General features: G+C 69.2%; 10 protein-coding genes. 4 read left to right on the forward strand and 6 right to left on the reverse strand.

Features of this window, described 5'->3' with window-relative positions; translation table 11 throughout:
* Positions 1 to 906 (forward strand): YegS/Rv2252/BmrU family lipid kinase, encoded by a 906-nt coding sequence (locus LBN7_RS19045; RefSeq protein WP_407360514.1) that lies wholly within the window; start codon positions 1 to 3, stop codon positions 904 to 906.
* Positions 903 to 2,540 (forward strand): GMC oxidoreductase, encoded by a 1,638-nt coding sequence (locus LBN7_RS19050; protein WP_407360515.1) that lies wholly within the window; start codon positions 903 to 905, stop codon positions 2,538 to 2,540. The genes LBN7_RS19045 and LBN7_RS19050 overlap by 4 nt, the downstream gene beginning before the upstream one ends.
* Positions 2,541 to 2,613: 73 nt before the next feature.
* Here the strand turns inward: LBN7_RS19050 and LBN7_RS19055 are convergent, their stop codons facing one another.
* The 4 genes from LBN7_RS19055 to LBN7_RS19070 form a co-directional block, all read right to left on the reverse strand.
* On the reverse strand, positions 2,614 to 4,755 hold the full coding sequence (locus LBN7_RS19055; RefSeq protein WP_243408870.1) for a 3-hydroxyacyl-CoA dehydrogenase NAD-binding domain-containing protein: 2,142 nt from the start codon (positions 4,753 to 4,755) through the stop codon (positions 2,614 to 2,616).
* Positions 4,755 to 5,960, reverse strand: a complete 1,206-nt coding sequence (locus tag LBN7_RS19060) for a thiolase family protein (protein WP_341945357.1) — start codon at positions 5,958 to 5,960, stop codon at positions 4,755 to 4,757. The genes LBN7_RS19055 and LBN7_RS19060 overlap by 1 nt, the downstream gene beginning before the upstream one ends.
* Positions 5,961 to 6,033: 73 nt before the next feature.
* Positions 6,034 to 7,227 (reverse strand): ribonuclease D, encoded by a 1,194-nt coding sequence (locus tag LBN7_RS19065; protein ID WP_407360516.1) that lies wholly within the window; start codon positions 7,225 to 7,227, stop codon positions 6,034 to 6,036.
* Complete coding sequence (locus LBN7_RS19070; RefSeq protein ID WP_279303204.1) at positions 7,220 to 7,801, reverse strand: DUF3000 domain-containing protein; 582 nt, start codon at positions 7,799 to 7,801, stop codon at positions 7,220 to 7,222. Before LBN7_RS19070 ends, LBN7_RS19065 begins: the two co-directional genes overlap by 8 nt.
* A gap of 25 nt (positions 7,802 to 7,826) precedes the next feature.
* On the opposite strand from LBN7_RS19070, the gene LBN7_RS19075 reads away from it, so the two are divergent.
* On the forward strand, positions 7,827 to 8,981 hold the full coding sequence (locus tag LBN7_RS19075) for an alpha/beta hydrolase family protein (RefSeq protein ID WP_407360517.1): 1,155 nt from the start codon (positions 7,827 to 7,829) through the stop codon (positions 8,979 to 8,981).
* On the opposite strand, the gene LBN7_RS19080 is transcribed toward LBN7_RS19075, so the two are convergent.
* Together LBN7_RS19080 and LBN7_RS19085 are read right to left on the reverse strand one after the other, a co-directional pair.
* Positions 8,965 to 9,396 carry a SufE family protein gene (locus LBN7_RS19080; RefSeq protein WP_116634875.1) on the reverse strand — a complete coding sequence of 144 codons (432 nt, stop codon included), beginning with the start codon at positions 9,394 to 9,396 and terminating at the stop codon, positions 8,965 to 8,967. The genes LBN7_RS19075 and LBN7_RS19080 overlap by 17 nt on opposite strands.
* 19 nt (positions 9,397 to 9,415) lie before the next feature.
* The gene (locus LBN7_RS19085) at positions 9,416 to 10,309 is read right to left on the reverse strand and encodes a sulfurtransferase (RefSeq protein WP_407360518.1); all 894 of its coding nucleotides are present in this window, start codon (positions 10,307 to 10,309) and stop codon (positions 9,416 to 9,418) included.
* A gap of 145 nt (positions 10,310 to 10,454) precedes the next feature.
* Here LBN7_RS19085 and zapE point away from each other — a divergent pair, with 145 nt between their 5' ends.
* Positions 10,455 to 11,492, forward strand: coding sequence for a cell division protein ZapE (zapE, locus tag LBN7_RS19090; RefSeq protein ID WP_407360519.1), 1,038 nt, complete (start codon positions 10,455 to 10,457; stop codon positions 11,490 to 11,492).
* The last annotated feature ends 65 nt before the right edge of the window (positions 11,493 to 11,557 follow it).

Raw genomic sequence — 11,557 nt, forward strand, 5'->3', positions numbered from 1 at the left:
GTGGGGCATATCGCACTCCTCTCGAACCCGTACGCCGGGAAGGGGCGGGGCGGTCAGGCCACGGATGCCGCCGTGTCGCACCTGCGCTCGCGCGGATCGGAGGTGCGGGTCTACACCGGCGACTCCGCGTCGGCGACCGTCGAGCTCGCTGCACGAGCCGTCGACGAAGGTCCCGACGTGCTGGTCGTCGTCGGGGGAGACGGCACGCTGTCCGGAATCCTCGACGTGGTGTGCGCCGCCTCCGTGCCCGTCGCGCTCGTCGCCGCCGGCACGGGCAACGACCTCGCCCGTGCGCTGGGGCTGCCACGGCACGATCCTGCAGCGGCGGCGGAACTCGCACTGACCGGGACGGGTCGCGTGCTCGACGTCGGCGAGGTGACGACCGCCGACCACTCCGCGCGGTTCCTCACGGTCGCGGCGTTGGGATTCGACGCGAAGGTGAGCGACCGCACGAACCGGCTGCGCTGGCCGCACGGGGCCCTCCGCTACTATCTGGCGCTCGTCATCGAGCTCGTTCGCCTCCGGCCTCTGCGCTTCACGGTCGCCGTGGACGGCGAGACGCCGGAGACAGCGCTCGGCACGCTCGTCGCCGTGGGCAACACGGCGAGCTACGGGGGCGGCATGCCGGTGTGCGCGGGCGCGACGCCGGATGACGGGATGCTCGATCTGGTGCAGGTCGCACGGCTCGGGCGTCTGCGGCTCCTGCGGCTGTTCCCGCTGCTGCTGCGCGGACGGCACCTCTCACGACCGGAAGTGCGTCATCGTCGAGTGCGGACGGTGACGGTGAGCGCGCCCGGTCTCGTGGTCTACGCCGACGGCGAGCGTCTCGGCGAGGACGAGTGCACCATCTCGCTGCGTCCGGCAGCGTTCACCGTCCTGACCCCGGCCGAGGGAGTTCTCGCGTGACCGGGTTCGATGAGGACGTCGTGATCGTCGGATCCGGGTTCGGCGGCGCGGTCGCCGCACTCCGGCTCACCGAGAAGGGACATCGGGTGCGGGTGTTCGAGGCGGGACGGCGCTTCGAGGACGAGGACTTCGCGAAGACGAGCTGGGACGTGCGCCGCTACCTCTGGGCGCCGGGCCTCGGATGCTTCGGCGTGCAGCGCATCCACCGCCTGCCGCACGTGATGATCCTCGCCGGGGCCGGTGTGGGCGGCGGTTCGCTCAACTACGCGAACACCCTCTATCAGCCCGGCGGAGCGTTCTTCGCCGACCGGCAGTGGGCAGGGATCGCCGACTGGGAGACCGAGCTCGCACCCCACTACGCGACGGCGAAGCGGATGCTGGGCGTCGTCGAGCGCTATCCGCACAGCGGACCCGTGGAGCGGATCATGGCCGGGGCCGCCGAGGATCTCGGGGTGGGCAGCACCTTCCGTCATGCGCCCGTCGGCGTCTGGTTCGGGAAGCCGGGGGAGCGCACCGCTGATCCGTTCTTCGGCGGGAAGGGACCGGAGCGCACCGGATGCACGCTCTGCGGCAACTGCATGGTCGGATGCCGGGTCGGCGCGAAGAACACCCTGATGAAGAACTACCTCGCCCTCGCCGAGCGCCGTGGCGCGATCATCGAGCCGCTGCGCACCGTGACCGAGGTTCGGGCGCTCGCGGGCGGTGGGTTCGCCGTCACCACGCGCCGCAGCGGCGCGTGGCTGCGACGCGGGCAGCGCACCGTGACCGCGCGTGAGGTCGTGCTCGCCGCCGGCACCTGGGGCACGCAGCAGCTGCTGCACCGGATGAAGCACACCGGGGCGCTCCCGCACGTGTCCGATGCCGTGGGCCGGCTCACCCGCACCAACTCCGAGGCGCTGGACGGCGCCGTGGCGACCAGGGTGCCGGAATCCCTCGCCCTGGCCAGCGGAGTGGCGATCACGACGTCGTTCCACGTGGACGAGCGCACCCACGTCGAGAACGTCCGCTACGGGCCGGGCTCGAATCTGATGGGCGCGCTCGCGACCGTGATGGTGCCGGGCGACCGTTCACTCGCCCGGAGGCTCGGCGGCGTCGTGGTCCGGGCTCTGCGGTCGCCGATACGCCAGTTCCGCCTGGGGTCGCTGCGGCGTTGGAGCGAGCGCGGCATCATCGCTCTGGTGATGCAGACCGCCGACAACTCGCTCACGCTCTCCCTGCGGCGTCGGTTCGGGCGTCTCACGATGACCAGCGCTCAGGGGCACGGTGAGCCGAATCCGAGCCATCTGCCTCAGGCTCATCGCGCAGCACGCGCCATCGCCGCCCGGATGCGCAGCGAGGGCGGCGTTCCCGCCGAGGCTCGAGGATCGTGGCCCGAGGTGTTCGGCATCCCGCTCACCGCGCACTTCCTGGGCGGCGCAGTGATCTCCGCCTCGCCGGCGGACGGGGTGATCGATTCCTATCACCGCGTGTGGGGTCATCCCGGACTCCACGTGGTCGACGGTGCCGCCGTGCCGGCGAACCCGGGTGTGAACCCCTCGCTGACCATCACGGCGCTGGCGGAGCGGGCGCTGTCCTTCTGGCCGCGCGCGGGGGATGACGACGAGCGTCCGCCGCAGACTCCTGTCGCCGGCTGATCGGCCGGTGAACCGAGAACGCCCCTCCGACGCTCGCGCGTCGGAGGGGCGTTCCCCGTCGGTCGTACCGCGCTCAGCGGCTCTCGATGCCGCGGATCTGCGGGGTGTGGAACGAGCCTCCGAAAGCCCGGTCGGACGCGCCTTCGCGGTCGAGGTACGGCGAGGCGCCGCCGTCGATGAACGGCCAGCCGGCGCCCAGGATCAGACACAGATCGATGTCCTCGACCTCGGGCACGACCCCTTCGTCCAGCATGAGCTTGATCTCGGTGGCGAGGCCGTCCTGCACGCGCTGCAGGATCGTCGCGGCCGAGGCCGGCGCCTTGCCGACCGCCGGCTTGAGCACCTTCTCCGCCTGCTTCGTCCAGCCGGTCACGCGACCACCCCTGTCCTTCTCGACCACCGCATCCAGCTCGGCGAGGGCGTGGAAGTTCTCGTTGGCATAGAAGCGGTCCGGGAAGGCATGCACCATCGTGTCCTGCACGTGAGCTGCGACCTTCCACCCGACCAGATCGATCAGCTGGAACGGACCCATCGGGAGCCCGAGCGGACCGAAGGCCTTCTCCACCTCCGCGATCGGCGTTCCCTCGTAGACGGCCCGCGCCGCCTCGCCCATGACCTTGGCGAGCAGGCGGTTCACGACGAAACCCGGTGCGTCGGCGGTGAGCACGGCGTTCTTGCCCAGATTCTTCGCGACGACGAAGGCGGTCGAGAGTGCGGCATCCGCCGTCGCCGGCGTCTTCACGATCTCGATCAGCGGCATCACGGCCACCGGGTTGAAGAAGTGGAAGCCGACGAGGCGCTCGGGGTGCGCCAGCTTCGATCCGATCTCCTCGACCGAGAGCGACGAGGTGTTGGTGGCGAGGATCGCGTCCTCGGCGATGATCTTCTCGATCTCCCCGAACACCTGCTGCTTGACGCCGACCTCTTCGAACACGGCCTCGATCACGAAGTCGCAGTCCGCGTACAGGGTCTTGTCGGTCGTGCCGGTGACCAGCGCGCGCAGCTTGTTCGCGGCGTCGGAGTCGAGCCGGCCCTTCGCCTCGAGCTTGCCGATCTCCTCGTGGATGTACGCCACGCCCTTGTCGACGCGTGCCTGATCCAGATCGGTGATCAGCACCGGGACCTGGAGCTTGCGCACGAACAGCAGCGCGAACTGGCTGGCCATGAGGCCTGCGCCGATGATGCCGACCTTCGTGACCTTCTTCGCGAGCTCCTTGTCAGGAGCGCCGACGGGGCGCTTCGCCCGCTTCTGCACCAGGTCGAACGCGTACATCGAGGCGGCGAACTGGTCGCCCGTGACGAGCTCGGCCAGGGCCTCGTCCTCGCGGGCGAAGCCCTCGGCCTTCGTGCCGCTCTTCGCCTTGTCGAGAAGGTCGAGCGCCGCGTAGGGGGACTTCGGAACGGTGCCGATCTTCGACTCCAGCATGCCGCGGGCCATCTTGATCGCGATCGGCCACTTGGTGAGGCGCTCGATCTTGCCCGGCTCGTTCCTGCGCTCGACCTTCTTGCCGCCGAGGACCGCGTCGGCCCACGCCAGCGAGTTCTCGAGATAGTTCGCCGCGGGGAAGATCGCGTCGACGATCCCCAGGTCGAACGCCTGCTGCGGCTTCAGCATCCGGTTCTGCTTGAGCGGGTTCGAGATGACGACCTCGAGAGCGTTCTCGATGCCGATGAGGTTCGGCAGGAGGTAGGCACCGCCCCAGCCGGGGATGATGCCGAGGAAGACCTCCGGCAGCGCGATGGCCGCCGCCGACGCGTCGACCGTGCGGTACGACGAGTTGAGCGCGATCTCCAGACCGCCGCCGAGAGCGAGGCCGTTCACGAAGGCGAACGAGGGGACTCCGAGCTCGCTGAGCTTGCCGAGCACCTTGTGCCCCAGCTGGGCGATCAGGCGTGCGTTGTCGCGCGACCCGACCTTGCTGATGTCGGACAGGTCGGCGCCGGCGGCGAGGATGTACTGCTTGCCGGTGATGCCGACCGCCTGGATCTCGCCGGCAGCTGCTCGCGCCGTGAGCCCGTCGAGGGTCTCGCCGAGCTCGGTGAGCGTGGCAGGACCCAGCGTGTTGGGACGGTTGTGGTCGCGACCGTTGTCCAGCGTGATCAGGGCGAGGGTCTTGCCGGAGGCGAGGCGGATGTCGCGCACGGGGGAGTGCGTGACGACCTCTCCCTCGGTGAGAGCCTGGATGGGCGAGAAGTCGACGTCTTCGTAGCTCACTACTTCTTCTTCTTTCCGTCGTAGTGCGGGTTCTCCCAGATGACCGAGCCGCCCTGGCCCAGCCCGACGCACATCGCCGTCAGGCCGTAGCGGACGTCAGGGCGCTCGGCGAACTGCGCCGCGAGCTGGATCATCAGACGCACACCGGAGGCGGCGAGCGGGTGTCCGAGGGCGATGGCACCGCCCCACTGGTTGACTCGGGGGTCGTCGTCGGCGATGCCGAAGTGGTCGAGCAGGGAGATCACCTGGATGGCGAAGGCCTCGTTCAGCTCGAACAGTCCGATGTCGGAGATCTGCAGACCCGCCTTCTTCAGCGCCTTCTCCGTCGAGGGGATCGGTCCGATACCCATGATCTCGGGCTGGACACCGGCGAAGGCGAACGAGACCATCCGCATCTTCGGGGCGAGACCCAGCTCCTTGACGGCGCCGCCCCCGGCCAGCAGCGACATGGTCGCGCCGTCGGTGAGCGGCGAGGAGGTTCCTGCGGTGACGCGTCCGTGGGGACGGAACGGGGTCTTGAGCGCAGCCAGGTCCTCCATGGTCGTCTGCGGGCGTCGCCCCTCGTCCTCGGTCGCGAGACCCCAGGCGCCGTCGGCGCCCTTGATCGCGACGGAGACCAGGTCGGGCTGGATCTTGCCCGCGTCGTATGCCGCCTGCACCTTGTGCTGGCTGAGCATCCCGAAGCGGTCGGAGCGCTCCTTCGTGAGGTGCGGGAAGCGGTCGAAGATCCGCTCGGCCGTGACGCCCATGTTGAGGGCTCCGGGGTCGACCATCTTCTCGGCCACGAACCGCGGGTTCGGGTCGGCGTTGCCGCCGATCGGGTGGTGGCCCATGTGCTCGACGCCGCCCGCGAGGGCCAGGTCGTACATCCCGACGCCGATCGATGCGCCCATGGTGGTCACGCTGGTCATCGCACCGGCGCACATGCGCTCGACGGCGAGGCCGGGGACGGTCTGCGGGAGCCCCGCGAGGATCGCCACGGATCGCCCGAGAGTGAGGCCCTGGTCGCCGGTCTGACTCGTCGCGGCGATCGCGACGTCATCGATGCGATCCGCCGGGACGGCCGCGTTGCGCTCCATGAGGCCGATGGTCGCCTTCACGGCGAGGTCATCAGCGCGGGTGTTCCAGTACATGCCCTTTTCGCCGGCGCGCCCGAAGGGGGTGCGCACTCCATCGACGAAGAAGACGTCCGAGATCTCGGCCACTCTGCCTCCAAGTTTGTGCGGTCGCCTCAGTCTATGAACGGGCGGAAACCGGGAGGAATCGGTTGGATCGAACCTACGAAGCGGGTGCGGGGGTGGTGTCGGGCGATTGCGCCGCCTCTACAAAGGCAGTCGCGATCTTCTGTGCGGTCTGTGCAATCTGCCACGGACGTGCGCCGAGCGCCGAGAGGGCGCCGCCGATGTCTTCGGCGGTCTCGCCCGGCGCGTCCCACGCCACGCGGCGCAGGAACTCCGGGGTCAGCAGATTCTCGGTCGGCATGCCCAGTTCCTCGGCGACGGCTTCGACCACCGGGCGCGCGGCCTTCAGACGTGCGTCGGCCTCGGGATTCCGGTCGGACCAGGCACGCGGCGGCGGCAGCGCGTCGCTCGGAACCCGTTCGCGGGGGAGTTCCTCGGTGGCACGACCGTCGACGATGGCCTGCCACCAGCGGTCCAACTGCGTGCGGCTCGCGCGCCCCTGGAACTCCTTGATGCCGGCGAGCGCCTGCTTCGACTGCGGGTTCGCCATGACGGCGGCGACGAGCGAGCGGTCCGGAACGAGTCGCCCGGGGGAGACGTCCTGCTCCTGCGCGAAGGTCTCGCGCGCCTGCCACAGGGAACGGGCGACCGCGAGATTGCGGGCGCCGCGCACCTGGTGCAGTCCGCTGAGACGGCGCCACGGATCCTCGCGCGGAGGCTTGGGCAGCCGGGTCAGGGTGGCGGCGAACTCCTCGGCGGCGAACTCGGTCTTCTCCTGCTCCGCGAGCTCCGCAACGAGGGCGTCGCGGACGTCGATCAGGTGCAGCACGTCGAGCGCGGCGTAGTCGAGCCACGAGTCCGGGAGCGGGCGCGTCGACCAGTCAGAGGCGGAGTGCTCCTTCTTGAGAGTGATCCCGAGGGTGTCCTCGACGACGGCCGCGAGGCCGACACGGTCGTGCCCGAGCAGGCGCGACGCGAGTTCCGTGTCGAAGATCGACGGCGGCTCGAGATGCAGCTCGCGGAGTGAGGGAAGGTCCTGGCTGGCGGCGTGGAACACCCACTCGGCCTGGCCGATCGCCTCCTGGAGCGGTGAGAAATCGCCGAGCTCGGGCGGATCGAAGAGGAACACGCCCGCGTCCCGCCGGAACACCTGCACGAGGTACGCGCGCTGCGAGTAGCGGAAGCCCGACGCGCGTTCGACATCGACGGCGACCGGCCCGGTGCCCGCCGCGAGCGCAGCGCACGCTGCGCGGAACTCCTCGACATCCGAGATCACGGAGTATTCAGTCACGTACTGCCTTTCGAGCGCCGAACACGGCGATGCCCTCGGAGCCCGGCGGAAGTCCCGCCAGCATTCCGACCAGCTCGGCCCATGCTTCGACGTGCGGTCGGAACGGGCCTTCCGGAGTCCAGGACGCCCGCAATTCTATCTGTGCGCCGTCGCCTTCGACGGCGAGAGCGCCGAATCCCTTCGACAGCGTCTTCGTGGAGGTGCCGGATGCCGAGTGGTAGATCGCGTCGCGGGAGTCGAGCGCGTCGACCAGCCAGGACCACGTGACGTCCGCCAGGAGGGGGTCGGTGCCGATCTCGCTCTCGAGCGGCGCCTGCGCGAAGATCACGATGCGCCATGCCCCGCCCCAGGCTCCCGGTTCGTCCGGATCGTGCAGCAGCACGAATCGACCGGTGCCGTAGACCGACTCTCCGTCGCCCCCTGGTCGCACGTCGGCGGCGAGCGCGATGGCGAAGGGAGCCAGGCCCTGAGGCGTGGAGATCTCGCGCACCGTGATGTCGTCGCGGAACGCGGTCTCGCGCAGTTCGGCCATCGCGCTGTCGAAGGGGGTCCCGGCATCGGGGTGTGCGGTCACGGCAACAGGCTAGAGTCAGGAGGCGATGAAGAGTCTCAGGCACGCCGTTGCACTCCTTGTCCCCGCTCTGCTCGCACTCGGGGCCGCCCTGTCGTTCCTCGTGTTCGGCGTGGCTCGTCGCGTCGTCACCCCGATGCGCCGACCGGTCGACACGCAGATCCTCGCGGTCGACACCGGTGCGCAGACCATCGAGCTCGAACGCACGGTCGACACCGAGCTTCCTGGACGTTACGGGCTGTTCACGACAGGCACCTACGGCTACGTGAAGCTCGGCGCCGTCCTCGGCGTCGATGCGACCAGCGTGCGGCGCAAGCTGCTGACGAAGATCGAGACGGGGGCCAGGGTCGATCGGGGGGCGGGATTCAGCGGCTACTACTACTCGTCGCCGAGTGAGCTGCATCTGTCCTGGCAGAACGTGCTGATCGGATCACCCGCGGGGCCCTGCCCTGCCTGGTTCTTCCCTGCGACGTCGACGACGTGGGTGATCCAGGTGCACGGGCGCGGAGCCACGCGGGTGGAGTGCCTGCGGGCGGTCCCGGTTCTGCATGCCGCCGGATTCCCCAACCTCGTGGTGTCGTACCGGAACGACAGCGAGGCGCCGCGCAGCCGGGCCGGTGCCTACGCCCTCGGGACCGCGGAGTGGCGGGACGTGGATGCGGCGATCGCCTACGCACTGCGCCACGGCGCCGAGCGGGTGATCCTGATGGGCTGGTCGATGGGAGGCGCCGTCTCCCTGCAGGCGGCGGTCAGCTCGAGCTATCGGGAGCGCATCGTCGGTCTGATCCTGGAGTCCCCGGTCGTCGACTGGCGCACCGTGTTGCGCTTCCACGCCCGGATCGCGGGTGTCCGCGCACCGCTCCCGGAACTGGCGATGAGCGCCCTGCAGCGCCCCCTCACCGCACGGATCAGCGGCGCGGACGACGCGATCTCGTTCGACCGGCTCGACATGGTCGCGCGCGCCGGCGAGCTGACAGCGCCGATGCTCATCCTCCACAGCGTGGACGACGGATTCGTGCCGATCGACTCGTCGGTGGCCCTTCAGCAGGCACGACCGGATCTCGTGACCATGCCCGAGTTCAGCGTCGCCCGGCACACGAAGATCTGGAACTACGATCAGCCCGGCTGGACCGCGGCAATCACCGACTGGGTCGAGGCGCAGGGCTTCAGCGCTTCTGCCTGACCTGCTTCTTCGCGCGCATCAGCATCCCGGTCATCCCACCGATCCGCAGCGGCGAGACCGCCTTCGTGAGTCCGATCGACTGCGGGTAGTCGTCGGGGATGGCGAGCACCTCGTCGGATGTGAGTCCGGTGATGCCCTGCACGAGGATGCTGGCGAACCCGCGGGTGGTCGGCGCCTCCGGCGGTGCGGTCGCATGCATCGTGACGATGTCGTCGTTCACCTCGACGTAGATGTAGACCGGCGACTGGCACTCCGCGACGCGCTCGCACATCTCCGGATGGTTCGCGACCTCGTCGGAGACGGGGGGAAGCTCGTCGGAGTACTCGAGCAGCAGCAGGAGCCGATCCGACTCGGGGGTCTCCAGGAAGCCGTCGCGGATGTCGGCGAGGATGTCAGGAAGGTCGCTGGCGCTCATCCCTGACATCCTCCCATGTTCAGAGCGAGCCGGGCTCGGCACCCGTCACGATCGGAACCCGCACGGCGCTGCCCCACTCGGTCCAGGAGCCGTCGTAGTTGCGCACGTTCTCGAAGCCGAGCAGGTGCTTGAGCACGAACCAGGTGTGGCTGGAGCGCTCTCCGATCCGGCAGTACGCCACGACGTCGTCGCCGTCCTTCAGGCCGGCGCCGTCGCGGTAGATCGCGTCCAGCTCCGCCCGGCTCTTGAAGCCGCCGTCCTCGGCCACCGCCTTCGCCCACGGCACGCTCTGCGCGGTGGGGATGTGCCCGGCGCGCAGCGTGCCCTCCTCGGGGTACGCGGGAGCGGTCGTGCGCTCTCCGCTGTACTCCTCGGGGGAGCGGACATCGATCAGCGGGTTGCCGATGTGCGTGAGGACGTCTTCCTTGTAGGCGCGGATCACGGAGTCGTCGCGCTCGACGACCGGGTACGCCGTCGCGGGGCGGGTGGTGGCGTCGCGCGTGAGCTCGCGTCCCTCGGAGATCCAGCGGTCGCGGCCGCCGTCGAGCAGTCGCACGTCCTCGTGTCCGAAGAGGGAGAACACCCAGAGGGCATAGGCCGCCCACCAGTTGTTCTTGTCGCCGTAGATGACGACCGTGTCGTCGCGGGCGATGCCCTTGCGGCTGAGCAGCTGGGCGAAGCCCTCGCCGTCGACGTAGTCGCGCACGACCGGGTCGTTGAGCTCGGTGTGCCAGTCGACCTTCACGGCACCGGGGATGTGGCCGGTCTCGTAGAGGAGCACGTCCTCATCGGACTCGACGACGACGAGACCGGGCTGTCCGAGGCGCTCCGCCAGCCATTCGGTCGTCACCAGACGGCCGGGTTCGGCGTACTCGGCGAACTTGGGGGAGGAGGAATCGATCTCGATGGCCATGGGTTCTCCGAAGCATTGAGCGGGCGAGGGTGCGGTGGCGGACGGCGTAGTGTGGAGCCGTCCCTTCGACGATAGATCCCCTCAGTGCGCCCTGCACCCGATTCGTAAGACTTCGACACAGGTGCGCACCCGATTCAGGACCGTGATGACCGACACGACCAGCCGCACGGGAATCGTGCACCTCACCGAGCGCCAGCCCGCCGTCAGCGGACCCGAGATGCTGGCCAGTCTGGTGCCGCCGCCGCAGTTCGACACGGCCACGTTCGACAGCTATCGCGCGGATCCCGCCTACCCCTCTCAGGAGGAGGCCAAGGAGACGCTGATCCGCTTCGCCGGTCGCGGCGGCCCGGTCAAGCGCGGCGGGTTCTTCAGCCGGGCGAAGAAGGAGCCCGAGGTCAAGCCGGGGGTGTACCTGGACGGTGGCTTCGGCGTGGGCAAGACGCACCTTCTCGCGTCGATCTATCACGCGATGCCCGCACGCAGGAAGTACTTCGGGTCGTTCATCGAGTACACCGCGCTCGTGGGCGCACTCGGCTACAAGAACACGGTCGACCTGCTCAAGGGCGCCGACCTCCTCTGCATCGACGAGTTCGAACTCGACGACCCGGGCGACACCATGGTCATGACGCGTCTGCTCGGCGAACTCGTCCCGACGGGCACCCGCCTCGCCGCCACCTCGAACACCCCGCCGAACGCTCTCGGCGAAGGACGCTTCGCGGCGCAGGACTTCCTTCGCGAGATCCACGCGATGTCGGACAGCTTCCAGACGATCCGGATCGACGGCGTCGACTTCCGGCAGCGCGCTCTGGACGGCCATGCCGTCGTGCTCGACGACGAGGCCTACCACAGCGCGCGTGAGGCGAGCGCGACCGCCGGCACGGCATCCGATGACCGCTTCGATGATCTGATCCGTCATCTGGCCCAGGTGCATCCGTCCCGCTACATCCGCGTGATCGACGGACTCGACCAGGTCGGCCTCCGCGGCGTCCGCCAGCTGACCGATCAGTCCGAGGCGCTGCGGTTCGTCGCGTTCGTGGACCGGGTGTACGACGCCCAGATTCCGATCATCGCCACAGGCCTCGGTCTGGACGCCGTGTTCTCCGATGAGATGCTCGCCGGCGGATACCGCAAGAAGTACCTTCGCGCCATCTCCCGACTGAACGCGCTGACGCATTCTGCGTGACCCTGCAGGCCCGTGTAACGCGATGTTCACACCCGGAGCCCTTCTGTAACACCGGAGAAACAAAC

Source organism: Microbacterium sp. LBN7 (assembly GCF_045690345.1).
Classification (GTDB): Bacteria; Actinomycetota; Actinomycetes; order Actinomycetales; family Microbacteriaceae; genus Microbacterium.

Bases quoted from the DNA above. Each gene is read 5' to 3' on its own strand.
- LBN7_RS19085 (WP_407360518.1), bottom strand. From the start codon at position 10,309: ATGGCCATCGAGATCGATTCCTCCTCCCCCAAGTTCGCCGAGTACGCC.
- LBN7_RS19080 (WP_116634875.1), bottom strand. From the start codon at position 9,396: ATGAGCGCCAGCGACCTTCCTGACATCCTCGCCGACATCCGCGACGGC.
- zapE (WP_407360519.1), top strand. From the start codon at position 10,455: ATGACCGACACGACCAGCCGCACGGGAATCGTGCACCTCACCGAGCGC.
- LBN7_RS19075 (WP_407360517.1), top strand. From the start codon at position 7,827: ATGAAGAGTCTCAGGCACGCCGTTGCACTCCTTGTCCCCGCTCTGCTC.